Here is a 25,742-nt window from a genome sequence, read left to right as displayed (position 1 = left end):
ATTCATGCCGCCACCTCGATCGCGCCGAGGCGGACACGGAGCCGCTCGAGTCCGCGGACGGTGACGCGCACCTGCGGGGCGTCGAGGACGAGTTCCCCGGTGCGCGGGTGGTGGTGCGACTGAGGCTTCTCGGTGAGATAGCCGTTGTCGACGGCGTTCGCGTACGCCCGCCACTTCCCGTCGTGCGCGCGGTGCACCCAATGGATGCCGGCGAGCTGTTCGAACAGTCGCTGCGGGCCCGTCTTCACCCCGGCGCGGGCGAGGATCTTCGCCGCATCCGCGACCGAGTAGTCCCCATCAGCTGATGCGAGCTCATCCCACGCCTCAGCTGACGGGGCGAGCGTCGCAATCTGTTGATCCTTCGCCGCGATGATGCCCTGTGCAGTCAACAGCGCACGCGACATCAGCTGCTCAGGCGTCTCGACGACGTACGAACCGGTGCGGCGGATCGACGGAAGCACCTCGTGGGTGACCCACCAACGGAACTGCTTCGCCTCCGGCTTGTCCGATCGCAGCACGACCTGGTACATTCCCGATTCGTTCACGATCGTGACGGACTGGACGCCCCCGGGGGTGTCCAGCGGACGGACGCCCTTCTCGTCCTCATCGAGCCGTGCTGCCACGTTTCGCGGGTTCGCGATATCGAGGACGGCGCAGATGTCGGCGAGAACGAACCACGGCTCCCCGTCGATCTCGAACGTGCGAACCTGCTGGTCCGCGTATCGGAACACTTCGAGTTCGCTCATCGGCTGGCCTCCTGTTCGGCGATCTCTTCGGGTGTGCGGGACATGGGGTCCTGCTCCTGGACGACGAGCGTCTGCGGCTCGTCGTCGACACGGGTGACCTCGACCTCGTCGAGGCCCTTGAGGGTCTGCACCTTCGCTTCGTCTGCTTCGAGCGCGCGACCGAGGTCCGTCGACTTCGGGAGGAACTTCGCCAGGGCCCGGACGGCGGTCTTCTTGACCATCTCGTCCTCGTTGGTCTTCCACGGCGTCGACGCCCAGTACGACGGGCGGCGGTCCATGACCTGCGACCGGGTGAGGTACACCCACGTCGTGCCGCCTGAACGCATGCGGGCGGTCGCGACGACGCCGATCCAGTCCCGGGTCTCCTCGAAGTCGAGGGGAACCCAGTCGTAGTACATGCCGCGTTCGGCGTTCGCGCCGTAGGAGAACTGGTCGCCCTGACGGACGAGGAACGCCTGAACGTTCGTGACGAACTCGGAGCGGAGTGCGAGCTTGATGAACCCCTGGTAGCCGATGATCGGGAGGCAGATCTGCCGGCCGCGCTCCTTCCGCGGGGTGAGGTAGAACTCGCCCAGCCCGGACCCGATCTCCAGCCGCAGCTGTGCGGCGAGCATCACCCCACCCAGGAGGGTCTTCGGGGCCGCGTTCATCAGGTCGGGGGACTTCCCGATCTCCGACAGCACCGCCCGAACGAACGCGGCCGAGTTCATCGCCCCGCCAAGCTGTCGTTCGATCGCGGGCAGCTGCGCCTCGACGAGATCCTTCATCGTCGGCTGGGTCTTCGCCGCCGCAGCGGCCGTGGACAGGTCAGTGCTCACTGGGTCTGCTCCTTCTGCTTCGTGGCACGGAGGACACGGAACGGTGCCCCGGTGCGGGTGTACTGCGCGGCCAGATGCGGGTGATCGAGGGTGAAGCCCTCACGGTCGAACCCGACCCGACCCTTCTGCTGCTTCCACGTGCCGACCTTCCGGCCGTTGTGGGTGAGGGTGTCGGCTGAGCCGACGTACTGCGCGAACGCGACCTTGAGAGCGTCACGCTCCTCCTCCTGCGCCCTGATATCGGCGTTCAGTACAGCGATGCGCTCGAACGTCTCGAACGCGGTGTCAGAGAGCTCCACGGGGCGGTCCACGGTGCTGATCGCGTTCACCTCAGCGATCGTCGACGGCGGGGGAGCGTCGTCGTTCTGCACCCGCTCCCACATGTCCCGCGCGGTGGGGATCAGATGCTCACGGATGAACCGCTCGTCGCGGTCCTCCCAGAACAGCCGGAACTCCCGGCCGCCGATCCACACGACCACCGCGGCCCGCTGGGTGCCGGCCACGAGCATCTCTCCCTGCACCTGGATGCGGATGTCGGTCGGGATCCCGTCGTCCCACTTGTGGCCCGTGTAGTGGTGCGCGGTCTTGAACTGCCACGTCGTGAACGGGTTGTCGCTGACGCGGTCGAAAGACGCGTGCAGGAACGGGAACTCGATCGACCGGGCCATGAACGCGGGCTTGAGCGACACGTGGACACCGGAGAACCGTTCGACCCACCGCTCGATGATGTGCTCGGACTCGTGCCCGATGAACGACAGCAGTTCGTCGAACGGTCGGTCCACGCCCTGCTTGTGCTTCCACACGTCCAACGGGGTCGCGTACGGGGACAGATTCATCGCGGCAGCGAGCTCGGACGCACCGATGCTGTTCCGACGCTCCTGCTCCCACTCCGGGGTATCCGGGGTGACGTCGATGACCGTGAAGCTCACGCCGCACCTCCGAGGTCTTCCTCCTCGGCTCGGTACTGGGCCTCCTCGGCTTCGTCGCGGCGGCGGATCGCGTTGCTCAGCGCTTCCTCAGCGCGGATCACAGCGGAACGAGCGGCAGACAGCCGGTCACGTGCAGCGTCAAGAGCGGACATCAGGCGGCGTCCTTCCAGGTCGTTGCTGTCGCCCGGCCCAGCGCACGCAGTGCTCGATACTGGGCGACCCAGACGTCTTGCTGCTCCTGGCTCGCGACCCAGTGCTGGCGGCGACGCTTGACCTCCGCCATGAGCGTGCCGAGAGTGCCCGTCCAGCAGCCCACGGTGAGAATGTGAGCACCTTTCGTGCGGACGAGCGTGGCGTGGACGTTCTCGGAACCGATCGGCCCAACGACGATGTAGTGATCAGTGCGCTCGACCTGCGCGTTGCCGGAGACCCGCGCGTTGCCGTAGACCCACGCGTCGCCGGAGACCCGCGCGTTGCCGTAGACCTGCGCGTCGCCGGAGACCCACGCGTCGCCGGAGACCCGCGCGTTGCCGTAGACCTGCGCGTCGCCGGAGACCCGCGCGTTGCCGTAGACCTGCGCGTCGCCGGAGACCCACGCGTCGCCGGAGACCCGCGCGTTGCCGTAGACCCGCGCGTCGCCGGAGACCCACGCGTCGCCGGAGACCCGCGCGTTGCCGTAGACCTGCGCGTTGCCGGAGACCCGCGCGTCGCCGGAGACCCACGCGTCGCCGGAGACCCGCGCGTTGCCGTAGACCTGCGCGTTGCCGTAGACCCACGCGTCGCCGGAGACCCGCGCGTTGCCGTAGACCTGCGCGTTGCCGGAGACCCACGCGTCGCCGGAGACCCGCGCGTCGCCGTTCGCCAGTTCGGCCGACTCGATCCATCCGCCAAGGTCACCCTTGCGGATACCGCGCCGTGGGATGTCGCGCGTCGCGCGGATCTGCTTGACAATGAAGCCGGCGAAATTGGTCTTCTCGATCCCAGTGAACTCGAAGCTGTGGTCAGTCATTGGTGTGTCCTTTCGAAGGTGCGACCGTCCAGCAGACAGTCGCGAAGCAGATGAAGAACAGCCCCGCGATCACGGCGGATGCGGGGCTGCGGGGGATGATCGCGAGGATCACGAGACACTCGACGGCGACAAGGGCGGCGACCCAGCGGAGGGCGGTCATACGACCCGCTCCGACCAGACGTGCCTGCACAGGTCCCGAGGGCAGGCAAGATCGATGAACACCGGATCAGGCCCGTCGATGATGTGCGCGTGGACATGCCGCCCGCATTCCGGGCAGTCCGTCTCACGGACGTCGTCGAAGGTCGGCAACGGTTCCGCGTGCTGCTCCTTGAACCGCTTCACGTCACCGAAGTAGTCGGGGAACTCGTCCACGTAGGCGACGCTCATCGTCCGCCCCCAACACCATCGAGACGGTCAAGACGAGACAGCGAGTTCGGATGCTCCTCACCGATCACCGCCGACAACCGGCGGAACCACGAAAGAAGAGCGGCCCGGACACCCCCTAAAGTGCCCGGGCCGTTCGTGCCGGAATCCCCAGCCGGCAAGTCGACCCCCACAGTCGACTGGTTCAGAACATGGCTGCTCGCAGGACGCGGCGCCACTTCGGACAGGTTGAGTTTCAGCATGGGGCGGTCCCTTCGATCAAGGCAGCGGGTGGTGTGAACTCGTACTGCTCAGAGAGAACCGAGATCACGTAGGCAGCGAAGTTCGCCAGACATTCATCACGTGTGGGCATGGAAGCCTCCGTTCTTTGTGAGTGCTCCCGCCCGGTTCTTCGCCGGGACAACCGATCGCAGGCTCGGGAGCGGAGCAGTTTCGACACCTGCTCAGGTGGGAGTGATGTGTTCCCGCCGTGATGAGGGCGGGTGAGCGTCCGGGGACATACCCGGGCGACTCGGGACCAGGACGTCCCGTCTGTTCGGCGCGCTGGTCAAGGGGGCTTTCCGCAGCCTGCCCACCGGAGGGTGGTCGCTCCCACTACCCCCGGCGTGGTGTCCGGGGTGCAGTCTCAAGCGTCAACGCGTCTATGTAGTTGGTGTCGCGAAGGCGCGACGATTACCGCCCCTTGGAGGGCGGAAGCTTCCTGCGGCTAGGCCGCGAGGAGGGAGGGCAGGTCGGCGCCTAGTGCCTTGGCGCACTCGATGCTCGTGTCGAGCGCCAGGGGTCGAGTCCTGTGCTTCACCTCGGCCAGGAGGCGCTTGTACGGCACTCCGGCGTTCCGTGCGAGCCAGGCATACGACCTGTCCTGCTGATTCATGAGGCTGGTGATGTTGCTCACCGCCGTCTCGCTGTGTCCCATAGCAAGAACACTATGTCCCACTTTTGGGAGGCGCAAGCCTAGTCCACGATTCTGTGAAGTCCCACAAATGGGATATAGAGTTACAACAAGAAACCCTCAACCGCTACTTGAAATCCCAAATATGGGCTAGTAGTGTGCCTGATATGGGAAACGAACTAGCTGATGCGATCCGCGCCGAACTCCGCAGCGCCCTGCTCGCGAAGTACGGCACCCTCGAAGCGGCAGCAGAGGTCCTCGACATGCCGTACAAGACACTGCGGCGGCACCTCACCACTTCAGGCAAGGACAGAACTGCGCGAGTGCCACTCGACTTCGTCCTTGAAGTCTCGGAGCAACTCGAACGCGATGCCGGCGTTGACTTCGCTGAGATCTACCGCCGCGCGACAATCCGACCCATCGCGACCGTGACCCCGATCAATGTCCGACGCTCCAGCCAGTATCTGGAGAGCGCCGAACTCGATATCACGGAGCTCGCCGCAACGACGGACAACACGCCGATTGACCCCGACCGGGGCGAGGCGTAACGGAGGGGTATGGAATTGAGCGGTGCACTGAACACGATTGACCTGATCGACTACGACGACTTCCCGGCCAGCCTCGCAGCCAGCGCCGCCTACATGTACGGCGTGATCGACTTCCAGGACGGGCCCTGCGCCTTCGACTACGACCCATGGGTGCACGCCGAGATACTCGACCTCCCGATCGTCTTTCGTGACGACCTCCCCGACAGGGACATGGTCGCCTGCTACTCGCCGTCCCACGAGGCCGTGTTCGTCCGTCCGAACCTCCACGGCGCCGTCGAGCGCTGCGCCATCGCCCACGAGATCGTGCACTTCGAACATGGCGACATCGGCATCAACGACCTGCAGGAGGAACGCGCCGACCGCATCGCGGCGCGACGACTCCTGCGCCCGTCGCGACTCGACGAGTTCGCGGACATCACTGAAGACCCTGCCGTTGTCGCGCTCGAGCTCGGCGTCACCGAGAAGATCATGCGGGTGTACATGCGCATGATTCGGCAGGGGAGGATCGCTCGCTATGGCTAGACCCATCCAATCGGTGCCAGCCGCAGCGCCGCACCGGGCCGTCGCATTGATCCGTGTGTCGAAGGAACGCGAGGAGATGCACTCGCCGGCTATGCAGAAGGCCGCGATCGAGAAGTACGCCGAATCGAACGGTATCCGTGTCGTCGACTGGATCGAAGGGATCGACGAGTCCGGATCTGACAGGAGGTCAGCGTGGTGGCCGCGACTCGACCAGTCGATCTCTCGCATGGAGGCTGGGGAGTTCGACACGATCCTTGTGTGGCGATTCAGTCGCGTCGGCCGCCAGCGTCTCCGGTGGGCCATCGCGCTGGATCGGGTTGACACTCTCGGCGGGAGAATCATCTCCGTACTCGAGCCCATCGAGTCATCGACAGCCTCTGGACGTTTCGCTCGAGGAATGCTCGGAGAAATGAACGCCTACCAGGCGGAGCTAATCGGCGAACAGTGGCGTGAGACCCATGAGCGACGTCGGCGTGCGGGCCTTCCTCACGGAGGGCAGAACCGATTCGGGTACGAGATCGTTGAAGGGCGATACCTACCGCATCCTGTCACCGGCCCAGTGCTGGCCGAGATGTACCGCCGAGCGCTCAGGGGCGAAGGTTCCGGCAGGATCACCCGATGGCTGAATGAGGCGGGCATCACAACGCCCACCGGGCTACCATGGCTGGCGAGCAACCTCTACCAGATGCTCGACGGCGGCTTCGGTGCTGGCCTGATCGTCCACCGCCCAGGATGGAAGAACAAGCGCCTACCCAAGAGCGAATGGGTGTTCCACCCTGGTGCGCACCCGGCCGTCATAGAACCATCGGAGTGGGCTTCGTACTGGGCACGTCGCCTCTCACTTTCGGAGCCATCGAGGAGCATCGAAGCGCGTCATTTGCTGACCAGTCTCATCTACTGTGCTGACTGCGGTGCGCGAATGCACCACAGCGACGGGCGCTATGTCTGCACCGCTGCGGCCCGCTACAAAGGCACGGGGAGGCGTGTCGTAACCATCTCGGCAGAGATCGCAGAAGGTGCCGTTGAGGACTGGGTCCTGTCACTCGCTGAAGACACCGAATCTCTCCTCGCAGCGTTCGCCGCAACCACAAAGACTCGCGTTCGATCGGTGAACGATGCAGAGGCTATCGATCGGCGCATCGCTCGCATCGACGAACGAATGGCGGCGCTCACGATCCGATCGCTCGACCACGCTGGTGATATCCCTGACGCGGCGTATCGTGCAACGATCCAGAAGCTTGATGCGGAACGAACGAGCCTGATGGAGCGTCAGAAGTCTGTCGAGCTATTGAACGCGAAACGCGAAGTCGACGTGCGCCAGGTCGCGACGACGCTCGCTGGCACGTGGGCAAGTCTTGAGACCTTCGCACGCCGCCACGCGCTGTCGGAGCTCGCGGGAGCGATCATCGTGCGGGTTGGACGCGGAGCGGACCGAGTGGTCATCGTAGCGAGGTGGGAAACGCGTGGTTAGTTGTAGGCCGTCAACATTCGCAAGTTCCTCCCCGGTCACCGCACGCTGGAGTCGCTGACCGCGCAGGGAGCGCTTCCGGAAGGGCTCGCGACGACGCTGAGGCGGGCGATGCGCGAGGGACGCAGCGTCATCGTGTCCGGGGCGACCCACGCGGGCAAGACGACTCTCCTCGCGGCCCTGCTCGCCGCCTGCGCAGACCGGCAGCGCATCATCACTGTGGAGGAGACCTTCGAGCTCGCGGTGGACGGCCCCGATCTCGTCGCACTCCAGGGGCGTCAGGCCAGTCTCGAGGGAACGGGCGAGATCACCCTGAGGCGACTGGTGAAGGAGGCGCTGCGGATGCGCCCCGATCGGCTCGTCGTGGGCGAAGTGCGCGACGCCGAAGCGCTCGATCTCGTCCTCGCCCTCAACACCGGCGTGCCCGGAGCGGCCACCGTGCACGCGAACTCGGCCGCCGATGCTCTCGACAAGCTGACCCTGCTGCCGCTGCTCGCCGGACGCAACATCGACCGGGCGTTCATCGCCCCGGCATTGGCGGCCGCGGTCGACCTCGTGGTGCATTGCGGCCGTGACCTCGACGGCACCCGGAGAGTGCAGGAGGTGATCGCGCCGACGGGGGAGATCGTCGACGGTCGGATCGTCTCGAGGACCCTCTACGAGCATGGTGCGGACGCGACCCGGCATACGCGCACCCGCGGGGAACTGCGACGCGTGGAGGTCGGCGCATGACCGTGCTGCTCGGGGCCGTCCTGGCCGCCGGGGTGCTGCTCTGCGCCTCGCCGTGGCTGTGGCCTCGCCGCACGGAGACACCCCGACCGGAAGTGCGCGGGAGACTCGCTCGCCTCGCGGGCGAAGCGGGGTTCGCGTCGCTGGGCACGCGGGCGATCGTCGCGGCGACGGTGGCCACGGCGTTGACGGCGGCGTCGGTCGCCTGGCTGCTCACCGGGCTCTCCGCGCTCTCCGCTCTCGCCGGCGCGGCCGGCGCGGGAGTCCCGGTCGGGTTCCTGCGTTCGCGGCGTCTTCGCCTGCGCAAAGCTCGACGGCTGCTCTGGCCCGATGTCTGCGATCTGCTGATCGGTTCGATCAGGGTGGGGCTGTCGCTGCCTGACGCCGTGGCGAGCCTCGCCGAGTCGGCGCCGTCCATGCTGCGTCCGGCCTTCATCGTGTTCGAGAGGGATCTTCGCGCGACCGGGCGTTTCGAGAGCAGCCTCGACCGGCTGAAGGACTCGCTCGCCGATCCGATCGCCGACCGCATCGTCGAGACGCTGCGGATGGCGAGACAGGTCGGAGGAACGGAGCTCACCGGTGTGCTGCGAGCGCTCTCCGCATCCGTGCGGGCGGATGCGGCCCTCCGCGGCGAGGTGGAGGCTCGTCAGTCGTGGATCAGAGGAGCCGCCGTCCTCGGCTCCGTCGCTCCGTGGATCATCCTCGGGCTTCTCGTGATGAGACCGGAGGGAGCATCGGCGTACGGCACCCCGGAGGGCATGCTGGTGATCTGCGTCGGAGCCGCGGTGTCGGTGAGCGCCTACCGCATCATGGTCCGGATCGGACGGCTGCCGGAGCCGAGGCGGTGGTTCGGATGAGCGGGTTCTCCGCGATCGCGGTCGCGATCCTCGCCGGAGGCGGCTTCGCGATCGGAGCGCTCTGCATCCTCGCGACCCTTCCGAGATGGCGCGCGGCCTCCTTGACGGTGCGGATCGCGCCCTACGTGAGAGACGTCGTCGTCGATGACGCCCTGCCCTCTGCCGTCCTTCCGCGGGTCGGCGTGCTGCCCGCGACGCGACGCACGGCCTGGCAATGGATGCTGGCGGCGTTCGAACGGGGTCTCGGGGGCGGGGAGTCGCTGCGCCAGCGCATCGCCCAGGCGGGTCTGCGCACGGATCCGGCGGCCTTCCGCGGTCGGCAGCTGGGCTGGATGCTGGCGGGGATCGGCGCGGGTGCGATGGTGTTGATCGCGCTGGTCCTCCTCGGGCGGATGACCGTGCCCGTGGCGATGCTGCCTCTGCTCGGCGGCGGTGCTGCCGCTCTCGGGTACGACATGCAGCTGACCGCGCGGGCGAAGGCCAGACGTGTGCGGCTCGCCGACGAGCTGCCGACCACGTTGGAGTTCCTCGCGCTGTGCCTCTCCGCGGGGGAGGGACTGCTCGACTCGCTCCGTCGCGTCGCAGCGATCGGCTCCGGTGAGCTGACCGCCGAACTGCGACAGGTCGTACTGGCCGTGGGGACGGGGTCGCCTCTGGCCGATGCGCTCGGCGAGATGGCGTCCCGGCTCCAGCTGCCCGGGCTCACGAGAGCCGTCGACCAGGTCGTGTCCGCCTTGGAGCACGGCGCGCCCCTCGCCGCGGTGCTGCACGCCCAGGCCGGCGATGCGCGCGAAGACGCGAAGCGCACGCTCATCGAGCAGGCGGGGCGCAAGGAGATCCTGATGCTCCTCCCGCTGGTGTTCCTCATCCTCCCGCTGAGCGTTCTCTTCGCGATCTACCCCGGCCTCTTCATCCTCCGCCTCGGCATCGGCTGAGCGCTCCACGAAAGGACGACAATGACGACTCTTCGACGATGGTGGCGACGCCCTGGTGAGTGGGCGAACGAGCTCGCAGCTGACGAGACCGGCGACGTTCCTGGCTGGGTGCTCGTGACCCTGATGACCGCGGGATTGGTCGTTCTCATCTGGGCGGTCGCAGGGCCCGCGTTGAGCGCCCTGTTCGAGCAGGCCATCCAACGGGTCTCGGGGCTCTGACGTGTCCCTGCGGCGTGAGCTCGTCGATGAGCGCGGATCCAGCGCGGTGGAGTTCGTTCTGGTGGGCACACTCCTCACGGTGCTCACGCTCGCCGTGCTGCAGCTCGCGCTCGCCGTGTATGTGCGCAATGTCGTGCACGATGCCGCGGTGGAGGGCGCGTACTACGCGGCACTCGCCGACACGGAACCCGAGCAGGGAGTGGAGCGCACTCGGATCGCCGTGAACCGCGCGGTGGGGGCGTCCTACGCGGAGGACGTGACGATCTCCATGACGGAGCAGGAGGTCACCGTGAGACTTCGCACCACGCTCCCCGTGATCGGTCTGCTCGGCATCCCGCACGCTCTGGAGGTGGAAGCGCATGCGCCGGTGGAATCGCTGGGTGAAGAATGACGACGGCTCGGCCGCACTCGAGTTCATCACGGTCGGGCTCATCCTGCTCGTGCCTCTCGTCTACCTGATCGCGGCGCTCGGGGTCATCCAGGAGCAGACCCTCGGGGTGGAAGCGGCCGCGCGGCACACGGCTCGGCTGATCGCCCAGGCATCCGACCCTGCGAGCGCCGCAGCTCGGGGTGAGCAGGTGCTCGCGGCGGTCGTCGAGGAGTACGGCCTCGACCCCGAGTCCGTCGACGTGTCGCTCGTATGCACGCCGGTCGGCGCGGAGTGCCCAGCCGCGGGAGCCACGCTGACGGTCACGGTCCGCACCCGCATCGAGTTGCCCCTGATGCCGTCGGTACTGGGGCTCGACGAGTCCACGGCGATCCCGGTCGAGGCCGCCTCGGTGCAGAAGATCTCCCGACTGTGGGCGGGCGGCTGATGGCCGCTCGGACGGCAGGCGACGACGAAGGGAGTGTCCTCCTGCTGGCGCTCGGTTACGCTCTCCTCGCGCTCACCCTGATCTTCGTGTGCGTCTGCGCGACCGATCTCTACGTCACCCAGAAGCGGCTCGACGCGCTCGCCGACTCCGCCGCGCTCGCCGGAGCGGACGGCTTCACGCTGACCCTCGACGGTGAGGAGGCGCGAGCCGAACTCGACGACGAGGGTGTTCGCGCGCAGGTCGACGCACTGCTCTCCGCGCTGCCGACGGATGCGCGTCTCGTGTCCGCCGGCACCCCGGACGGACTGTCCGCGCGCGTGACGGTGGAGGGGGAGTGGCATCCGCCGCTCTTCTCCCTGTTCCTACCGGACGGCGTCCGCCTCGAGGCGACGGGCACCAGTCGCACGGCGCTGCAGTGAACGCGGTCGTGCCGGATCGATCAGGTCTCGTCGGCCGCCGTCCGCGGCACGAACATCGGGATCCAGCGGATGAAGCCCACAGCGCCCAGCAGACCGACCAATCCGATGGCGGCTGCGGCGACCGGCAGGGATGCGACCGCGATGACCCCGGAGATCATCAACGGGGCGACGGCGCCCCCGGCATCCGTCAGCGTCCGCCAGGAACCGAGGAAGGCCGCCGGTTCGCGCTTCGGAGCGACATCGGCGCCGAGCGTGAGCAGGATTCCGCTGGACAGGCCGTTGCCGACGCCGAGCATGGCCGCGAACATGCCGAACCACAGCACGGAGGCGTCCAGGTCGTGCGTGAACGAGAGGGCGAGGAACCCCGCTCCCATGAGCACCATGGCGGGCATCGCCGCCCAGAGTCGGCCGAACCGGTCCATCACCTGCCCGCTCGCGTAGAACAGGGCGAAGTCGATCGCGCCGGAGACACCCACCACGAGGGCGATCGTGGAGGCGTCGAGACCGAGGGAGAGGCCCCACAGCGGCAGGAGCACCTGGCGGGCCGAACGCACCGCCGAGAGCGACGCGGCCGCCAGTCCGAGACGCCCGAGCACGGCACGCTGCTGCCACATCGTGCGGAAGACCCCGGCGCGCTCGATCGTCGGGATCGAACCGCTCACCACCTCGCCCGAGTCCTCGGTCAACACAGAGGAGGGCGGCACAGGGACGGTCTTCTCCGGGTCGGGGCCGAACACGACGAGCACGACCATCACCACGAGGCAGACGAGGAAGAACCAGAACGCCGCGGCCTCCGTGCCGAACAGCTGCAGGAGCCCCGCGGCGACGAACGGACCGATGAAGATCCCGAGGCGGAAACTGCCACCCAGGAGCGACAGCGCCCTGGCGCGGAAGTCCACGGGCACGCGCGTCGTCATGAAGGCGTGCCGCGCCAGCCCGAACGCCGCAGCGCAGAAGCCCAGCAGGAAGACGGATGCCGCGAGCACAGCGGGCGTCGGAGCGAACAGCATCAGCACGCCCGCCGCGATCGCCACGACGCCGCCGGTCACCATCGTCATCCGCTCGCCGATGCGGGCGACGGCCCATCCTGCGGGCAGATTGCCGCAGAGCTGACCGACCACCAGGGCGGAGGATATGAGCGCGGCGAGGGCGATATCGGCGCCCATCGACGCCGCGACCACGGGGATCAGCGGGATCACCGCGCCCTCGCCCAGCGAGAACAGCAGCGTCGGCAGGTACACCATGGGCCCGAACTGCCTCAGGACCACGGATGCGCTGCTCATCACTGCGACTCTACTCGGCAGGCTAGGCTGGGTGAGCCATGCTCGAACTCGATCTCTCCGCCGACATCCAGGCCCTGCGAGTCACCTACGGTGACATCCGCGAGGTCGTCGATGTCGAAGCGCTCCGCACAGACATCGCCCGCCTCAGCGAAGAGGCCGGTGCCCCCGACCTCTGGGACGACACCGAGCGGGCCCAGAAGGTGACCAGCGCGCTCAGCCACCGCCAGTCGGCTCTCGCCAGGGTCGAGGGCATCGGCAACCGCCTCGACGACCTCGAGGTGCTCGTCGGCCTCGCCAACGAGATGGACGACGAGGACTCCGCCGCCGAGGCGCGCGCCGAGCTCGCCGCGCTCACCGAGCTGATCAATCAGCTCGAGGTGCAGACGCTCATGGACGGCGAGTACGACGAGCGCAGCGCCATCATCACGATCCGCTCCGGCGCGGGCGGCGACGACGCCACCGACTTCGCCGAGATGCTCATGCGCATGTACCTGCGCTGGGCCGAGCAGCACAAATACCCGGTCAAGGTCATGGACACCTCCTACGCGGAGGGCGCTGGCATCAAGTCGGCCACGTTCGAGATCGAAGCCCCCTACGCCTTCGGCACGCTGTCGGTCGAGGCCGGCACCCACAGGCTCGCGCGCATCAGCCCGTTCGGCTCCGCCGACAAGCGTCAGACGTCCTTCGCCGCCGTCGAGGTCATCCCGCTCATGGAGGAGGCGACCGAGGTCGACATCCCCGAGGGCGACATCCGCGTCGATGTGTTCCGCTCGTCGGGCCCCGGAGGGCAGTCGGTCAACACCACCGACTCCGCCGTGCGCCTCACGCACCTCCCGACCGGCATCGTCGTGTCGATGCAGAACGAGAAGTCGCAGATCCAGAACCGCGCCGCGGCCATGCGCGTGCTGCAGACCCGCCTCCTGCTCCTGCAGAAGGAGCAGGAAGCAGCGAAGAAGAAGGAGCTCGCCGGCAACATCACGGCGAGCTGGGGCGACCAGATGCGCTCCTACTTCCTCTACGGCCAGCAGCTCGTCAAGGACCTGCGCACCGGGCACGAGTCCGGCAACCCCGCCGCCGTGTTCGACGGCGATCTCGATGGCTTCATCTCCGCCGGCATCCGCTGGCGGAAGCGCAAAGAAGAAGACTGATCCCGCTCACTGGGCGGCGCCGGCGAGAGTGCCGGTGACGTCCTCCTCGCTGTAGACGATGCACTGGATCGCGTGGTCGTCATCGAGCGTCCAGCTGCGCTTCGTCGGCACGTAGTAGTAGAAATCCAACACGGAGTCCGCATACGGGATGCCGACGAAGGTCTCGAACTCGGCTCTGCACCGGGTCTGGGCCTCGACGTCGACCGCCTTGTCGCCGGGGAATTCGGGCCCTTCGACGTCGAACACGAAGTAGACCTCGTCGGTGTGCGGCTGATCGCACGGGACGACCGGCACCTCGTACACCCCCTTATCCCCGTAATCGATGAGGGGGATGCAGTCTCCCACCGTCAGTTCGATCAGACCCTTCATGACCGCGCCGTCGACGTCGGCGGGATCGACCGGGGTCGGTTCAGCGCTCGGCGCATCGGAGGGGGTCGTGCTCTCCTCGGCGACAGGACCGGAGGGGTCGGCCGATCCCGTGAACGAGATGAGGGCCACGGCCACCGCGAGGATCGCGCCGAGACCGCTGGCGCCCAGGCCGAGGAAGCCCGGCCACTTGGCTCCGCGGAGGAACAGCGAGACGATAGACATCACGAAGCCGAGGCCGAGCATCACCCAGCCGCCGACGGCGATCGGGGGGATGCACGAGACGACGATGCCGACGACGGCGACGATGAGGCCCACCAGCCCCAGGACGGACAGTCCCTTCTTCGCTGGCGCGGTCGCGGGTGCGGTCGCGTACGGGGGAGCGGATCCGGCGTATCCGGGGTACACGGTCGGCTGTGCGGCGAACTGAGCGGCCGACGCCCCGGGACCGGGCAGCTCGAAGGGAGGGGTGAACGGAGCCGCGTCGCTGTTCGGCGCTGTCGCGTCGACGCTGGGCGTGGACGCCACAGCCGCGGCGGCGGCAGCGTCTGCACTCTGAGCGGCATCAACGGGGTGCGCGGAAGCCGTGGAGTCTGCCGGCCCGGGGGCCGGCGTGGGCGCCTCCACGAGGTGTTCGGTCCACTGCAGGCCGTCCCACCACCGCTGACGTCCTGACCCGTCGTCGTACCAGCCCGCCGGAATCGTCATCTGTCGTCCTCCGTCGGGATCAGCCGGCCGACGGCGTCACGGTGATGCGCGCCACGGGCTGCAGGATGCCGTCGAGCACGACGACCGTGTAGGAGTCGCTCTGCGCGATGTCGAACGTCGCCGTGCCATGCGCCGTCTCCCCGGCCGCCAGCTCTGCGTTCTCGAACTGGCTGTCGGCGAAGAAGTCGTAGGTGCCCTCGGTGCCGTCGGCGGTCTCGACCGTGAAGTAGAACGGGCCGACGTACGTGGTGCCGTCGACGCCCGTCCACGTCACATCGATCGTGAGGAATCCGCCGTTGGTGGCGTCGATGCCGCTGCCGTCGGACGTGCTCCAGGTCGCCGAGCCGATGACGATGTCGCCGGTCCCTGTCGAGTGCGGGACGGTCACCGTCTCGCCCATCGCGCCCTCGACGACCGTTCCGGAGGCGGAGCCGCTGTCGCTGCTGTCGGTTCCGGAGTCCGTGCCGGAGTCCGTTCCCGAGTCCGTGCTGCTCGACGGGAGATCGGTCGGCAGGTCTCTGATCGCGGAGCCGACGGCCGAGACGGCGAACACGATGGCCATCACGACGGCGAGGATCGTGCCCAGAACCGAGACGATGATTCCCGCGATTCCCGGCCACTTGCGTCCCTTGAGGAACACCGAGATCAGAGACACGACGAATCCGGCGAAGAGGAGGAACCAGCCGAAGATGGCCGTGAACGGGATGCAGGAGAGGATCGTGCCGAGCCCGGCGATGCCGAGGCCGACGAGGCCCAGGATGGAGAGCGGCACGGGGCCTGTGGGGGCGGCCGCGTAGGGGGCCTGGTAGGCGCCGGGGTAGCTGGGAGCCGCTCCGGGGTAGCCGGGAGCCGCTCCCGGGTACGTCGGCGCAGCGCCGGGGTAGGTCGGGGCCGTGCCGGGGTAGGGCTGCGCGGGCGCCGAGCCGGGGTATGCGCCGGGGGCGGAGTATCCCTGCACCGGGGCTCCCGCGGCATAGGGCGGAAGCGGAGCCGTCGGCGCCGTCGCGCCCGGTGCGATGAAGGGGGTCGTCGGCTGCTCGTCCTGGGGCGTGGCCGCCGCGGGTGCGCCCGCCGCAGGGGCGGACCAGTCCTGCGCGGCTGCAACCCCGGTCTCAGCGGGCGTCACGGTATCGGCAGGAGTCGTCGTCTCGGCAGGGGCCGCAGCCTCGGGAGCGATGGCCGAATCCTCGGGGGCGGCGATCGGCGCCTCGGGGGATTCGACGGCCTCGGATGCGATGACGGTGCCCTCGATGTCCGACGGCGCATCGGCCGCGGTGCTGGTCTCCGCGAAGTCGGCAGCGGGGGCGGCCTCGGTCGGGGCGGCGTCGACCGCTGCGGGGGCCTCGACCGCGGCATCCGTCTGCGGCGTCTGCTCGACGGGCGTCTCCGAAGAGAGCTGCGTGTCCGGGGTGCTCTCGGCCACGGGGGCGGCATCCGTCGCGGGCGCCTCGGGCTCGACGAGCGGAGCGAAGTGCTCCGTCCACTGCTCGCCGTCCCACCACCGCTGGCGTCCGGAGCCGTCGTCGTACCAGCCTGCGGGTGTGGTCATCGTGTCCCCCTCGGACCTCGGAGCCCACGCGGGCGGCGTGGATCAGCACCTTCATGTATAGCAGTGAGCGGTGACACGCTCATGGCTGCGGGGTGTCGCTCGACGGCAGACGGGAGCAGGCGCTTAGGCTCGTACCGCCATGATTCGGTTCGAGAACGTCACGAAACGCTATCGCGGGACCACCAGGCCCGCTCTGTCCGGTGTCGACTTCGAGGTCCAGCGAGGAGAGTTCGTCTTCCTCGTGGGGGCGTCGGGGTCCGGCAAGTCGTCGTGCTTGCGACTCATCCTCCGAGAGGATGTGCCGACGTCGGGCCGTGTCGCCGTGCTCGGCCGTGACCTCCGATCCCTCGCGAACCGCAAGGTCCCGTACTTCCGCCGCCACATCGGCTCGGTGTTCCAGGACTTCCGCCTGCTCCCGTCGAAGACCGTCTTCCAGAACGTCGCGTTCACGCTCCAGGTGACCGGATCCTCGCGCGGCTTCATCCAGCAGGCGGTGCCGGAGGCGCTGGCGCTCGTGGGCCTCGACGGCAAGCAGAAGCGCATGCCCCATGAGCTCTCCGGCGGCGAGCAGCAACGTGTGGCCATCGCCCGCGCTCTCGTGAACCGCCCTCAGGTGCTGCTCGCCGACGAGCCCACCGGAAACCTCGACCCCGCGACCTCCGTCGACATCATGCAGCTGCTCGCCCGGATCAACGCCGGTGGCACGACGGTGCTCATGGCGACGCACGAGGCCGCGTTCGTCGACGCGATGCAGCGTCGCGTGATCGAGCTCCGCGACGGCGAGATGGTGCGCGACGAGGTCCACGGCGGCTACGGCGACACCTCGAACATCCCGCGTCTCGTCCCCGAGGAGGTGCGAGGAGCCGCGGCGGCCGCAGCCCTCACCGCCGTCCAGGAGGTCCAGCGGCAGACCGCCGACCTCTCGGTCGTCCGTGCGGCGCTGGCAGAGGAGCTGAGCGCTCAGCGCAAGGCGGAAGCCTCGACCACCGACGCCGTGCCCGCGGCATCCGAGATCCCCGAAGCGCAGGCGGCACCCATCGAGCCGCAGCAGGCACCGCAGGAGGAGAAGCCCGCAGAGGCGTCCGCCGCGGTGGGCCCCCGCACGCACCCCATCGTCCTCCCACAGGTCGACGTCGCCGAACTCGGCGTCGCCGACAGATTGGGCCTCTCCGACGACGGCGACGACGAAGTGGGGCCGACCTCATGAGAATCGGACTCATCCTCACGGAGGCCCTCGGCGGCCTTCGACGCAACATCTCGATGGTGATCTCCGTCGTGCTGGTGACATTCGTGTCCTTGACGTTCGTCGGGGCGGCGATCCTCATGCAGGCTCAGATCGGCACCATGCGCGGCTACTGGACCGACCGCGCGCAGGTGGTGGTCTCGATGTGCTCGCCGCTGTCCGAGCCCACGAAAGCCTGCGTCGGCGGCGCGGCCGACGAGGATCAGGTCGCCGCGGTCAAGGCGACCCTGGAAGGCGACGCTCTCGCACGACTCATCTCGAACGTCCGGTTCGAGAACAAGGACGAGGCCTACGCGAACATCGTCGCGCAGCTCGGCGAGGACAAGGCCAGCCTGTTCACCGCCGATCAGATGTCGGAGAGCTTCTACGTCACGCTCAAGGACCCGACCCAGTCGCAGGTCCTCGTCGAGGCGTTCAGCGGCAAGGTCGGCGTCGAGCAGGTGAAGGACCAGCTGCAGTACCTCGAACCGCTGTTCTCGGCGCTCACCGTGGCGACGTACATCGCGGTCGGCATCGCCGCGCTGATGCTGATCGCCGCGATCCTCCTGATCGGCACGACCATCCGGCTGTCGGCGTATGCGCGGCGCAAGGAGATCGGCATCATGAGGCTCGTCGGAGCGTCGAACCGCTTCATCCAGACGCCGTTCGTGCTCGAGGGAGTGTTCGCGGCGTTCCTCGGCTCCGTGCTCGCCAGCGCGGCGGTCGTCGCAGGGGTGCACTTCGGGGTCGAAGGATATCTGCGCGGCAGGGTGCCGTTCATCACGACCTGGGTGAGCATGCAGGATGCCGCATATGTGGTGCCCGTGCTCATCGGCATCGGCGTGCTCCTCGCGGCGCTGTCGGCCGGCTTCGCGATCCGCCGGTGGCTGCGCACCTGATAAGCTGACAGGCTGTCGTGCGCGCGCACGGCACGGAATCAGGAGAGCATCATGCCCAGGGAACGCGGGGAGAAGGTCATCGCGACCAATCGTCGCGCACGTCACGACTACAACATCGAGAAGTCGTACGAGGCGGGGATGGTGCTCACCGGCACCGAGGTCAAGTCACTGCGTCAGGGACGCGCGAACCTCAGCGACGGCTACGCGTTCGTCAAGGGCAACGAGGTCTTCCTCGACTCCGTGCACATCCCGGAGTACTCCCAGGGGCACTGGACGAACCACTCGGCCAAGCGGGTCCGCAAGCTGCTGCTGCACCGTGAGGAGATCGCCAAGCTCCAGCACGCCGTGTCGGCGGGCGGGTACACGCTCATCCCGCTGAAGCTCTACTTCTCCGACGGCCGCGCCAAGGTCGAGATCGCGCTCGCGAAGGGCAAGCGCGAGTTCGACAAGCGGCAGACGCTGCGTGAGCGGCAGGACACCCGCGAGGCGGAGCGCGCCATGCGGCTGCGCAACCGCGTCGGGGAGTAGTCAGCCGAACACGCGCCGCAGGAAGGCGATCTCGCGCTCCAGAGCGTCGACGATCGTCTCGGCGCTGCGGAAGCCGTGCCCCTCACCGGGATACAGCACGTACTCGTGGTCGACGCCGTGCGCGGCCAGGGCGTCGCGGATGGCCTCGGACTGCGCGGGCGGCACGACACGGTCATCCTCGCCCTGCAGCAGCAGCACGGGGACGTCGATCCGATCCGCGTGGGTGAGCGGCGAACGCTCGACGTAGAGGGCGTCGGATGCCGGGAGCGGCCCCACGAGACCCTCGATGTACGACGCCTCGAAGTCGTGGGAGTGCTCGACGAGCCCGCGCAGGTCGGTCACGCCGTAGCGGCTGACCCCCGCGGCGAACGCTCCTCCGCGCACGAGGGCGGAGAGCACGGTCCAGCCTCCGGCCGACCCGCCGCGGATGGCGATGCGCGCGGGGTCGGCGAGCCCGGCGTCGGCGAGACCGCGTGCGGCGGCGATCACGTCGTCGACGTCGACCACGCCCCACTGGCCGTGCAGCCTCTCCCGATAGGCGCGGCCGTATCCGGTCGATCCGCCGTAGTTCACGTCGAGCACCCCGATGCCGCGGCTCGTGTAGAAGGCGATGGCCGCGGACGCCGCGCCGGTGACGTGGGCGGTCGGTCCGCCGTGAACGAGCACGAGATAGGGCGGACGCCCGCCCTCCGGCGTCGAGACGTCGGGGTTGGCGGGAGCGTAGGCGAAGGCGTGCACCGGTCCGTGCATCCCGTCGACCACCAGCGCACGCGCCGGCGGCATCCACGCGGCGTCCGCAGGAGCGCCTCCGGCGACGGTCGACACGGCGCCCGTGTCGAGGTCGACGCACCAGACTCCCGGAGCGACGGCTGACCCGTTGCCGCTCAGCAGCACCCTTGACCCCGACACGTCGTCGACGCTCACGTGACCGTCGCAGGGCACGGTGAGAGCGCTGGCCGACCCGTCACGGTCGATCAGCACGACCTCGTCGCGTCCGTTCGTCCGGACGGCGACGATCCGGCCGTCGTCGAGGAGCCCGTACCAGCGGTTGCCCAGCACCCACAGTCCGTACCCCGTGTCGGCATCGGCCGGCGCGATCGGCTCGGGGGTCGAGCCGTCGAGCGCGACCCTGTGCAGGTCCCAGCGACCTGAGGGATCGTCGGTGAACACGAGCTCATCCTCACCTGCCCACTCCGGTTGGAGGGCGGCGCGCGTGGGCAGGACCAGCTCGGCTCCGTCCGCACCGCGGACGTGCAGCCGGGCGCTGTCCCACGGCATCCGATCGCCGCTCCACTGCACCCAGGCGATCCGGTCGCCGGCGGGGGAGAGCGCGGGATGGGCGTAGAAGCCGGTGCCCTCGACGACCGTGCGGAGCCGTTCGACGTCGTCTGCGGCCGAGCCGTCGATCGGGATATCCACGATCGCGCGCAGATGCGGGGTGGCGGTGAGGTCCTCTCGTACGGCGAACAGTCGCCCGCCCTGCAGCCGCAGCCCTCCGTGGGCAGGACCGGCGGGGGTGAGCGGGCGCGGCTCTGCGCCGTCGTCGCGCCGATACACGCGCTGATCGGAGGCGTTCACGAAGAAGAGCGAACCGGCGGGGCTCGCCGTCCAGGCGCCGCCGCCGTACTCGTGCACGCGGGAGCGCGCGCTCCACGGCGCCGGAAGCACCTCGCGCCCTTCCGAGCTGCGCACGGTCACGCGCCCGCCGTCGGAGGGCACCGACTCGCCCCACCAGATCGCGTCGCCGACGAAGCGGGCGCCGTCGATGCGGGGCGAGGACGCAGCGACCGAGGCGGCGGAGAAGGGAGACGGCCAGGACCCGAACGGCATCGACATGCCTCGAGCCTATTGGCGTGCGACACACGACGTCACACAGGATGCGGGCGGGCGTCGGCGTGCCATAGGTTTCTGGAAACGCCCGGTTCGCCCCGGTGCGTGGAGCGACAGCCGAGCCCGGCACCCGCCCGCGAGATCGACGCAGTCCTGCGCCGCTCGCGGCCCCGTGCCCGCCCTGTCCCCAGGAGAAGAAGATGTCTTCCGAGACGCCGAACCCTCGAGTGCCGTTCTCCTTCGAGCTCTATCCGCCGCGCTCGGCGTCCAGCCACGAGGCGCTGCACGAGACCGTCCGTCGGCTGGCGGCCGCAGGGCCCGACTTCATCTCGGTGACCTACGGCGCCGGCGGCTCGACCGGGGGACGCTCCCTGGAGGTGCTCCGCTTCATCCGCGAGCACACCGATGTCGAGCCCCTCGCGCACCTCACCTGCGTGGGCAACACCTACGCGGGCGCCGCGACGCTCATCAGGGAGTTCCTGGATGCCGGCATCCTCAGCTTCCTCGCCCTCCGCGGGGATCCGCCCGTCGGGCACGACGAGCCGTTCCTCGGCGATCTGGAGAGCGCGGCGCAGCTCGTGCAGCTCATCGACCGCGTGCAGGCGGAACGTGCCCCCTACGAGGAGTCGCCGGTGCCGGGCATCCCCGGCGCCGCACGCGTGAGCGCGCGCCGCAAGGCGAGCATCGCAGTCGCCGCCTTCCCCAACGGGCACCCGCGCTCCGTCCACCGCTGGCAGGACGTCGACGCGCTGCTCGCGAAGCAGGCCGCCGGTGCGACCTCCGCGATCACGCAGCTGTTCTTCCACGCCGACGACTACCTCACGTTCGTCGAGAGGGCGCGCGCCGCCGGCGTCACGATCCCGATCCTCCCCGGCATCATGCCGATCGTCTCGCCGGTCCGGCTCGCTCGCGTGCTCGAGCTCACCGGCGAGACGCTGCCCAGCGAGCTCGCCATCGCCCTCGACGTGGAGCCGACCCGCGAGGGCCGGCACGAGATCGGCGTCGAGTGGGCCGCGCGCCTCGCCAGGGAGGTCGTCGACGGCGGCGCACCCGGCGTGCACCTCTACGCGTTCAACCAGCACGACACCGTGCTCACCGTCCTCGAGGAGGCCGGCGTCCTGCCGGTGTCCCGACTCCGCTGACCCCAGAACCCCCGCTGAAAGGAACACCCATGTCCGCATTCCCCGAGGGCACCATCCTCGGCTACCCCCGTATCGGTCGCCGTCGCGAGCTGAAGAAGGCCGTCGAGGCGTTCTGGGCCGGCCGCACCGACCTCGCCGAGCTGGAGGCCACCTCCGCGGAGCTGCGCGCAGCCACGCGCGAACGTCTCGCCGCGCTCGGCCTCGGCCGCACCGACTCCGCCATCCCCGAGTCGTTCTCGTACTACGACCAGGTGCTCGACGCCGCGGTGACGGTCGGCGCGATCCCCGCGCGGTTCGAGGACCTCCGGTCGGAGGACGGCACCATCGGCCTTCCGGCGTACTTCACGGTCGCCCGCGGCGAGGGGGAGCGCGCCCCGCTCGAGATGACCAAGTGGTTCGACTCGAACTACCACTACCTGGTGCCGGAGATCGGCCCCGAGACGGCGTTCTCGCTGTCCAGCGACCGTGTCGTCCGCGAGTTCGCAGAGGGCGCGGCCGCCGGATTCACGACCCGCCCGGTCATCGTCGGCCCGGTGACCCTCCTCGCTCTGGCGAAGGCATCGGACGACGCCCCCGAGGGGTTCGATCCGCTGTCGCGACTCGACGACCTGCTCCCCATCTACGTCGAGCTGCTCGCGCGGCTGAAGGACGCCGGTGCGGAGTGGGTGCAGCTCGACGAGCCCGCACTGGTCAGCGAGTCGCTCCCTGCGTCGATCGCTGCGCTGGCGGATGCCGCCGGCCGCGCCCTCGCGGTGCTGGGCGGAGCGGCGGCGCGCCCGTCGATCCTGGTCGCCGCGCCGTACGCCGACCTCGGTGAGGTGTTCCCCGTGCTGGCCGCAGCCCCGATCGAGGCGATCGCCGTCGACCTCGTGCGCGGAGGCGTCCCCGCGGCCGCAGCCGGCCTGGAGGGGAAGACCCTCGTGGGCGGCGTCGTCGACGGTCACAACATCTGGCGCGGCGACCTCGCCTCGGCCTTCGACACGCTCGAGGCGCTGCGCGCGCTCGGCGCCGCCGGCGTCTCGGCCTCCACGTCGACCTCTCTGCTGCACGTGCCGCACGATGTGTCCGACGAGACGAAGCTCGATGCGCGTCTGGTCTCGTGGCTCGCCTTCGCCGACCAGAAGGTCGAGCAGGTCGTGGCCCTGGCCCGGGGCCTCGCCGAGGGGCGTGCGGCGGTCGCCGCCGATCTCGACGCGGCATCCGCTGCCCTGCAGGACCGTCTCTCGGCTCCGGGCGTCCGCGACGGTGCCATTCGTGCCCGTGCGCTCACCGAGGCGGACTTCTCGCGCGTGTCCTACGAGGAGCGGGAGTCCGCGCAGGAGGCCCTCGGCCTTCCGGCGCTGCCGCTCACGACGATCGGGTCGTTCCCGCAGACCGGCGACATCCGCCGTGCCCGGGCGCGGTTCACCAGGGGCGAGATCCCCGCCGAGGACTACGAGGAGTTCCTGCGTCGCGAGGTCGCCAGCGTCGTCTCGCTGCAGGAGGACCTGGGCCTCGACGTGCTCGTGCACGGTGAGCCGGAGCGCAACGACATGGTGCAGTACTTCGCCGAGAACCTCGACGGCTTCGACGTCACCGAGAACGGCTGGGTGCAGTCGTACGGCTCCCGCGCGACCCGCCCGTCCCTCCTGTGGGGCGACGTCTCCCGTCCCGCTCCCATCACGGTGGACTGGTCGACGTACGCCCAGTCGCTCACGACCAAGCACATGAAGGGGATGCTGACGGGCCCCGTCACGATCCTCGCCTGGTCCTTCGTCAGAGACGACCAGCCGCTCGGCGAGACCGCGAACCAGGTGGCGCTCGCCCTGCGCGACGAGATCGCCGACCTCGAGGCCGCTGGCATCGCGATCATCCAGGTCGACGAGCCCGCGCTGCGCGAGCTGCTTCCTCTGAAGAAGGCGGATCAGCCCGCGTACCTGCAGTGGTCCGTGGACTCGTTCCGTCTCGCGACGGGTGGCGCGGCGGCGGGCACCCAGGTGCACACCCACCTCTGCTACTCGGAGTTCGGCGTCGTGATCGACGCGATCCGCGCCCTCGACGCCGACGTGACCTCGATCGAGGCGGCCCGCAGTCGCATGGAGGTCGTGACGGACATCGCCGAGGTCGGCTTCGATCACGGCATCGGCCCCGGTGTCTACGACATCCACTCGCCGCGCGTCCCCTCGGCGGAGGAGGTCGAGTCGCTGCTGCGCCGCGCGGTGGACGAGATCCCGACGCGTCAGCTGTGGGTCAATCCCGACTGCGGTCTGAAGACGCGCGGATACGACGAGACCGTGGCGTCGCTGCGCAACATCGTCGAGGCCACGCGTCGGGTGCGCGAGGACGTGGTCGTCGCGGTCTGACGCCCGTCAGAAGAGAGAAGCGAACCGCCCTTCCCGGAGCTCGGGAAGGGCGGTTCGCTGTCGTCAGCGGTCGTCAGACCGCGCGCAGCACCGCGACGATCTTGCCGAGGATCACGGCTTCGTCGCCCAGGATCGGCTCGAAGGCGGAGTTGCGGGGGAGGAGCCAGGTGTGCCCGTCGCGGCGGCGGAGCACCTTGACCGTGGCCTCGCCGTCGAGCATGGCCGCGACGATCTCGCCGTTCTCCGCGCTGTGCTGCGAGCGGACGACGACCCAGTCGCCGTCGCAGATCGCGGCGTCGATCATGGACTCGCCCGACACCTTGAGCATGAACAGGTCACCCTTGCCGACGAGCTGCCGGGGGAGCGGGAAGATCTCCTCGACCTGCTGATCCGCGGTGATCGGCACGCCGGCGGCGATGCGGCCCACCAGCGGCACGAGAGCGGCGTCTCCGACCGGGGTGGCGACATCGGCGGGGTTCTCGCCGCTCGCGCCGGGGAGGTCGATGAGCACCTCCATGGCCCTGGTCTTGCCGGGGTCGCGGCGCAGATAGCCGCTGAGCTCCAGCTGTCCGAGTTGATGCGTGACGCTGGACAGCGACTTGAGGCCGACGGCGTCGCCGATCTCGCGCATGCTCGGCGGATAGCCGTGCCGGCTGATCGAGTTCTGGATGACCTCGAGGATCGCCATCTGCTTGGGGCTGAGGCTCTTGCGGCGACGGGTGCGCGGCGCCTCGGTGTCGGGGGCGGAGTTCTCGCTCATCGTGCTCCTTTGTACGCGATTCCGGCGTCGCAGTTCGAATGTCGGAGGTCCGTGGTGGGGTATCCGTATCGAAACCGTATCCGAGAAACGGCCCGATCTGGAAGATCTGTTCGAGCGTGTCGGCAGATTCTCGGATCAGGTTTCGAAGAACGCTTGACAGATGTTCGAACTCGAAGATATCTTCGGTACGTAGCTTCGCATTCCTGACTCCCGGCCGAGTCCTGGATGCGAACGCTACGCCAACTTTCTCCGGCGGGGATGATCCGCCGGAGGCCAGAAAGGAAGCACGACATGAGCACCATCACCTTCGGAACCGCAGCAGTCCTTCCGGCACGTCCGGCCGCACGCCTGCGTCTGACGGTCCGCGGTCGCCGCGTGCTCCTCGGGCTCGCCTCGGTCCCTCTCGCGGCGGGCATCGCCTTCGCCGCGCTCAGCGGCGGAAGCGCTGCGGCGTCCGGCGCTCACGTCGCGGCGGCGTCCTTCGAGACCGTCACGGTGATGCCGGGGGATACCCTCTGGTCGATCGCCACCACGGTCGCTCCCGACGCCGACCCCCGCGAGGTGATCGGCGAGATCAGCCGGCTCAACATGCTCACCGGCGGCGCACTGCAGATCGGCGACGAGCTCGCCATCCCCGCGCAGTACTCGGAGTGATCTCGGAGCGCGCGTCCTGCG

At 68.9% G+C, this 25,742-nt stretch carries 30 protein-coding genes; 17 read left to right on the top strand and 13 right to left on the bottom strand.

Annotated elements, in window-relative coordinates; translation table 11 throughout:
* Nucleotides 1–2 precede the first annotated feature (2 nt).
* The 8 genes from ACFVRO_RS17380 to ACFVRO_RS17345 form a co-directional block, all read right to left on the bottom strand.
* Nucleotides 3–746: a BRO family protein gene (locus ACFVRO_RS17380; protein WP_386954646.1), complete on the bottom strand. Its 744-nt coding sequence runs from the start codon at nt 744–746 to the stop codon at nt 3–5.
* A complete protein-coding gene (locus ACFVRO_RS17375; RefSeq protein ID WP_386954643.1) occupies nt 743–1,564 on the bottom strand; it encodes a recombinase RecT in 822 nt (273 codons plus the stop codon). The genes ACFVRO_RS17380 and ACFVRO_RS17375 overlap by 4 nt, the downstream gene beginning before the upstream one ends.
* Nucleotides 1,561–2,493: a YqaJ viral recombinase family protein gene (locus ACFVRO_RS17370; RefSeq protein ID WP_386954640.1), complete on the bottom strand. Its 933-nt coding sequence runs from the start codon at nt 2,491–2,493 to the stop codon at nt 1,561–1,563. The genes ACFVRO_RS17375 and ACFVRO_RS17370 overlap by 4 nt, the downstream gene beginning before the upstream one ends.
* Entirely contained in the window at nt 2,490–2,645 is a 156-nt protein-coding gene (locus ACFVRO_RS17365; RefSeq protein WP_386954637.1) for a hypothetical protein, read from the bottom strand. Before ACFVRO_RS17365 ends, ACFVRO_RS17370 begins: the two co-directional genes overlap by 4 nt.
* The gene (locus ACFVRO_RS17360) at nt 2,645–3,502 is read right to left on the bottom strand and encodes a hypothetical protein (protein ID WP_386954634.1); all 858 of its coding nucleotides are present in this window, start codon (nt 3,500–3,502) and stop codon (nt 2,645–2,647) included. Before ACFVRO_RS17360 ends, ACFVRO_RS17365 begins: the two co-directional genes overlap by 1 nt.
* Nucleotides 3,495–3,662, bottom strand: coding sequence for a hypothetical protein (locus ACFVRO_RS17355; protein WP_386954632.1), 168 nt, complete (start codon nt 3,660–3,662; stop codon nt 3,495–3,497). Before ACFVRO_RS17355 ends, ACFVRO_RS17360 begins: the two co-directional genes overlap by 8 nt.
* The gene (locus ACFVRO_RS17350) at nt 3,659–3,889 is read right to left on the bottom strand and encodes a hypothetical protein (RefSeq protein ID WP_386954629.1); all 231 of its coding nucleotides are present in this window, start codon (nt 3,887–3,889) and stop codon (nt 3,659–3,661) included. The genes ACFVRO_RS17355 and ACFVRO_RS17350 overlap by 4 nt, the downstream gene beginning before the upstream one ends.
* Nucleotides 3,890–4,592: 703 nt before the next feature.
* Nucleotides 4,593–4,802 (bottom strand): hypothetical protein, encoded by a 210-nt coding sequence (locus ACFVRO_RS17345; RefSeq protein ID WP_217181417.1) that lies wholly within the window; start codon nt 4,800–4,802, stop codon nt 4,593–4,595.
* A gap of 143 nt (nt 4,803–4,945) precedes the next feature.
* Between ACFVRO_RS17345 and ACFVRO_RS17340 the strand changes: the two genes are divergently transcribed.
* The 10 genes from ACFVRO_RS17340 to ACFVRO_RS17295 are packed head-to-tail and all read left to right on the top strand — an operon-like array spanning nt 4,946 to nt 11,290.
* Nucleotides 4,946–5,326, top strand: coding sequence for a hypothetical protein (locus ACFVRO_RS17340; RefSeq protein ID WP_386954627.1), 381 nt, complete (start codon nt 4,946–4,948; stop codon nt 5,324–5,326).
* Between the two features lie 15 nt (nt 5,327–5,341).
* Nucleotides 5,342–5,848, top strand: a complete 507-nt coding sequence (locus tag ACFVRO_RS17335; RefSeq protein ID WP_386954624.1) for a hypothetical protein — start codon at nt 5,342–5,344, stop codon at nt 5,846–5,848.
* Nucleotides 5,841–7,319 (top strand): recombinase family protein, encoded by a 1,479-nt coding sequence (locus ACFVRO_RS17330; protein ID WP_386954622.1) that lies wholly within the window; start codon nt 5,841–5,843, stop codon nt 7,317–7,319. The genes ACFVRO_RS17335 and ACFVRO_RS17330 overlap by 8 nt, the downstream gene beginning before the upstream one ends.
* Before the next feature lie 15 nt (nt 7,320–7,334).
* Complete coding sequence (locus ACFVRO_RS17325; protein ID WP_386955208.1) at nt 7,335–8,048, top strand: ATPase, T2SS/T4P/T4SS family; 714 nt, start codon at nt 7,335–7,337, stop codon at nt 8,046–8,048.
* Nucleotides 8,045–8,902, top strand: a complete 858-nt coding sequence (locus ACFVRO_RS17320) for a type II secretion system F family protein (RefSeq protein ID WP_386954619.1) — start codon at nt 8,045–8,047, stop codon at nt 8,900–8,902. Before ACFVRO_RS17325 ends, ACFVRO_RS17320 begins: the two co-directional genes overlap by 4 nt.
* On the top strand, nt 8,899–9,837 hold the full coding sequence (locus ACFVRO_RS17315) for a type II secretion system F family protein (RefSeq protein ID WP_386954617.1): 939 nt from the start codon (nt 8,899–8,901) through the stop codon (nt 9,835–9,837). Before ACFVRO_RS17320 ends, ACFVRO_RS17315 begins: the two co-directional genes overlap by 4 nt.
* Nucleotides 9,838–9,858: 21 nt before the next feature.
* Nucleotides 9,859–10,056: a hypothetical protein gene (locus tag ACFVRO_RS17310; protein WP_341941742.1), complete on the top strand. Its 198-nt coding sequence runs from the start codon at nt 9,859–9,861 to the stop codon at nt 10,054–10,056.
* A gap of 1 nt (nt 10,057) precedes the next feature.
* Nucleotides 10,058–10,447, top strand: a complete 390-nt coding sequence (locus ACFVRO_RS17305; RefSeq protein ID WP_386954614.1) for a TadE/TadG family type IV pilus assembly protein — start codon at nt 10,058–10,060, stop codon at nt 10,445–10,447.
* On the top strand, nt 10,437–10,871 hold the full coding sequence (locus ACFVRO_RS17300) for a TadE family protein (protein WP_386954611.1): 435 nt from the start codon (nt 10,437–10,439) through the stop codon (nt 10,869–10,871). The genes ACFVRO_RS17305 and ACFVRO_RS17300 overlap by 11 nt, the downstream gene beginning before the upstream one ends.
* The gene (locus ACFVRO_RS17295; protein WP_105672432.1) at nt 10,871–11,290 is read left to right on the top strand and encodes a pilus assembly protein TadG-related protein; all 420 of its coding nucleotides are present in this window, start codon (nt 10,871–10,873) and stop codon (nt 11,288–11,290) included. The genes ACFVRO_RS17300 and ACFVRO_RS17295 overlap by 1 nt, the downstream gene beginning before the upstream one ends.
* 20 nt (nt 11,291–11,310) lie before the next feature.
* Here ACFVRO_RS17295 and ACFVRO_RS17290 read toward each other — a convergent pair whose 3' ends face one another.
* Nucleotides 11,311–12,573 (bottom strand): MFS transporter, encoded by a 1,263-nt coding sequence (locus ACFVRO_RS17290; protein ID WP_386954608.1) that lies wholly within the window; start codon nt 12,571–12,573, stop codon nt 11,311–11,313.
* A gap of 38 nt (nt 12,574–12,611) precedes the next feature.
* Here ACFVRO_RS17290 and prfB point away from each other — a divergent pair, with 38 nt between their 5' ends.
* The gene (gene prfB, locus ACFVRO_RS17285; RefSeq protein WP_105672410.1) at nt 12,612–13,721 is read left to right on the top strand and encodes a peptide chain release factor 2; all 1,110 of its coding nucleotides are present in this window, start codon (nt 12,612–12,614) and stop codon (nt 13,719–13,721) included.
* A 6-nt stretch (nt 13,722–13,727) separates the two neighbouring features.
* On the opposite strand, the gene ACFVRO_RS17280 is transcribed toward prfB, so the two are convergent.
* A complete protein-coding gene (locus tag ACFVRO_RS17280) occupies nt 13,728–14,795 on the bottom strand; it encodes a DUF2510 domain-containing protein (protein ID WP_386954605.1) in 1,068 nt (355 codons plus the stop codon).
* A 19-nt stretch (nt 14,796–14,814) separates the two neighbouring features.
* Nucleotides 14,815–16,344, bottom strand: coding sequence for a DUF2510 domain-containing protein (locus ACFVRO_RS17275; RefSeq protein WP_386954602.1), 1,530 nt, complete (start codon nt 16,342–16,344; stop codon nt 14,815–14,817).
* Between the two features lie 139 nt (nt 16,345–16,483).
* On the opposite strand from ACFVRO_RS17275, the gene ftsE reads away from it, so the two are divergent.
* From ftsE to smpB, 3 genes are read left to right on the top strand one after another with little or no spacing between them, the layout of a single operon-like run.
* Nucleotides 16,484–17,551: a cell division ATP-binding protein FtsE gene (ftsE, locus tag ACFVRO_RS17270; RefSeq protein ID WP_386954599.1), complete on the top strand. Its 1,068-nt coding sequence runs from the start codon at nt 16,484–16,486 to the stop codon at nt 17,549–17,551.
* Nucleotides 17,548–18,465, top strand: a complete 918-nt coding sequence (gene ftsX, locus ACFVRO_RS17265) for a permease-like cell division protein FtsX (protein WP_386954597.1) — start codon at nt 17,548–17,550, stop codon at nt 18,463–18,465. The genes ftsE and ftsX overlap by 4 nt, the downstream gene beginning before the upstream one ends.
* A gap of 51 nt (nt 18,466–18,516) precedes the next feature.
* Nucleotides 18,517–18,993: an SsrA-binding protein SmpB gene (smpB, locus tag ACFVRO_RS17260; protein ID WP_060927199.1), complete on the top strand. Its 477-nt coding sequence runs from the start codon at nt 18,517–18,519 to the stop codon at nt 18,991–18,993.
* On the opposite strand, the gene ACFVRO_RS17255 is transcribed toward smpB, so the two are convergent.
* Nucleotides 18,994–20,829 (bottom strand): prolyl oligopeptidase family serine peptidase, encoded by a 1,836-nt coding sequence (locus ACFVRO_RS17255; protein WP_386954595.1) that lies wholly within the window; start codon nt 20,827–20,829, stop codon nt 18,994–18,996.
* A gap of 194 nt (nt 20,830–21,023) precedes the next feature.
* Here ACFVRO_RS17255 and ACFVRO_RS17250 point away from each other — a divergent pair, with 194 nt between their 5' ends.
* Entirely contained in the window at nt 21,024–21,965 is a 942-nt protein-coding gene (locus tag ACFVRO_RS17250) for a methylenetetrahydrofolate reductase (protein ID WP_386954592.1), read from the top strand.
* 29 nt (nt 21,966–21,994) lie between these two features.
* Nucleotides 21,995–24,307 carry a 5-methyltetrahydropteroyltriglutamate--homocysteine S-methyltransferase gene (gene metE / locus ACFVRO_RS17245; RefSeq protein ID WP_386954590.1) on the top strand — a complete coding sequence of 771 codons (2,313 nt, stop codon included), beginning with the start codon at nt 21,995–21,997 and terminating at the stop codon, nt 24,305–24,307.
* Between the two features lie 73 nt (nt 24,308–24,380).
* Here the strand turns inward: metE and lexA are convergent, their stop codons facing one another.
* Nucleotides 24,381–25,067, bottom strand: a complete 687-nt coding sequence (lexA, locus tag ACFVRO_RS17240; protein ID WP_105672403.1) for a transcriptional repressor LexA — start codon at nt 25,065–25,067, stop codon at nt 24,381–24,383.
* A gap of 291 nt (nt 25,068–25,358) precedes the next feature.
* Here lexA and ACFVRO_RS17235 point away from each other — a divergent pair, with 291 nt between their 5' ends.
* Entirely contained in the window at nt 25,359–25,721 is a 363-nt protein-coding gene (locus tag ACFVRO_RS17235; RefSeq protein WP_386954587.1) for a LysM peptidoglycan-binding domain-containing protein, read from the top strand.
* Nucleotides 25,722–25,742: the final 21 nt, after the last annotated feature.

Source organism: Microbacterium sp. NPDC057944, from assembly GCF_042887445.1.
Lineage (GTDB): Bacteria > Actinomycetota > Actinomycetes > Actinomycetales > Microbacteriaceae > Microbacterium > Microbacterium natoriense.
This window is presented reverse-complemented; position numbering and strand designations above follow the sequence as displayed.

Excerpts from the sequence above, each read along its gene's own strand:
- ACFVRO_RS17315 (WP_386954617.1), top strand. The coding sequence starts at position 8,899 with ATGAGCGGGTTCTCCGCGATCGCGGTCGCGATCCTCGCCGGAGGCGGC.
- ACFVRO_RS17295 (WP_105672432.1), top strand. The coding sequence starts at position 10,871 with ATGGCCGCTCGGACGGCAGGCGACGACGAAGGGAGTGTCCTCCTGCTG.
- ACFVRO_RS17350 (WP_386954629.1), bottom strand. The coding sequence starts at position 3,889 with ATGAGCGTCGCCTACGTGGACGAGTTCCCCGACTACTTCGGTGACGTG.
- prfB (WP_105672410.1), top strand. The coding sequence starts at position 12,612 with ATGCTCGAACTCGATCTCTCCGCCGACATCCAGGCCCTGCGAGTCACC.
- ACFVRO_RS17345 (WP_217181417.1), bottom strand. The coding sequence starts at position 4,802 with ATGGGACACAGCGAGACGGCGGTGAGCAACATCACCAGCCTCATGAAT.
- ftsE (WP_386954599.1), top strand. The coding sequence starts at position 16,484 with ATGATTCGGTTCGAGAACGTCACGAAACGCTATCGCGGGACCACCAGG.
- ACFVRO_RS17320 (WP_386954619.1), top strand. The coding sequence starts at position 8,045 with ATGACCGTGCTGCTCGGGGCCGTCCTGGCCGCCGGGGTGCTGCTCTGC.
- ACFVRO_RS17250 (WP_386954592.1), top strand. The coding sequence starts at position 21,024 with ATGTCTTCCGAGACGCCGAACCCTCGAGTGCCGTTCTCCTTCGAGCTC.
- ACFVRO_RS17355 (WP_386954632.1), bottom strand. The coding sequence starts at position 3,662 with ATGACCGCCCTCCGCTGGGTCGCCGCCCTTGTCGCCGTCGAGTGTCTC.
- lexA (WP_105672403.1), bottom strand. The coding sequence starts at position 25,067 with ATGAGCGAGAACTCCGCCCCCGACACCGAGGCGCCGCGCACCCGTCGC.
- ftsX (WP_386954597.1), top strand. The coding sequence starts at position 17,548 with ATGAGAATCGGACTCATCCTCACGGAGGCCCTCGGCGGCCTTCGACGC.
- ACFVRO_RS17290 (WP_386954608.1), bottom strand. The coding sequence starts at position 12,573 with ATGAGCAGCGCATCCGTGGTCCTGAGGCAGTTCGGGCCCATGGTGTAC.
- ACFVRO_RS17275 (WP_386954602.1), bottom strand. The coding sequence starts at position 16,344 with ATGACCACACCCGCAGGCTGGTACGACGACGGCTCCGGACGCCAGCGG.
- ACFVRO_RS17280 (WP_386954605.1), bottom strand. The coding sequence starts at position 14,795 with ATGACGATTCCGGCGGGCTGGTACGACGACGGGTCAGGACGTCAGCGG.
- metE (WP_386954590.1), top strand. The coding sequence starts at position 21,995 with ATGTCCGCATTCCCCGAGGGCACCATCCTCGGCTACCCCCGTATCGGT.
- ACFVRO_RS17330 (WP_386954622.1), top strand. The coding sequence starts at position 5,841 with ATGGCTAGACCCATCCAATCGGTGCCAGCCGCAGCGCCGCACCGGGCC.
- ACFVRO_RS17380 (WP_386954646.1), bottom strand. The coding sequence starts at position 746 with ATGAGCGAACTCGAAGTGTTCCGATACGCGGACCAGCAGGTTCGCACG.
- ACFVRO_RS17235 (WP_386954587.1), top strand. The coding sequence starts at position 25,359 with ATGAGCACCATCACCTTCGGAACCGCAGCAGTCCTTCCGGCACGTCCG.
- ACFVRO_RS17340 (WP_386954627.1), top strand. The coding sequence starts at position 4,946 with ATGGGAAACGAACTAGCTGATGCGATCCGCGCCGAACTCCGCAGCGCC.
- smpB (WP_060927199.1), top strand. The coding sequence starts at position 18,517 with ATGCCCAGGGAACGCGGGGAGAAGGTCATCGCGACCAATCGTCGCGCA.
- ACFVRO_RS17360 (WP_386954634.1), bottom strand. The coding sequence starts at position 3,502 with ATGACTGACCACAGCTTCGAGTTCACTGGGATCGAGAAGACCAATTTC.
- ACFVRO_RS17310 (WP_341941742.1), top strand. The coding sequence starts at position 9,859 with ATGACGACTCTTCGACGATGGTGGCGACGCCCTGGTGAGTGGGCGAAC.
- ACFVRO_RS17255 (WP_386954595.1), bottom strand. The coding sequence starts at position 20,829 with ATGTCGATGCCGTTCGGGTCCTGGCCGTCTCCCTTCTCCGCCGCCTCG.
- ACFVRO_RS17365 (WP_386954637.1), bottom strand. The coding sequence starts at position 2,645 with ATGTCCGCTCTTGACGCTGCACGTGACCGGCTGTCTGCCGCTCGTTCC.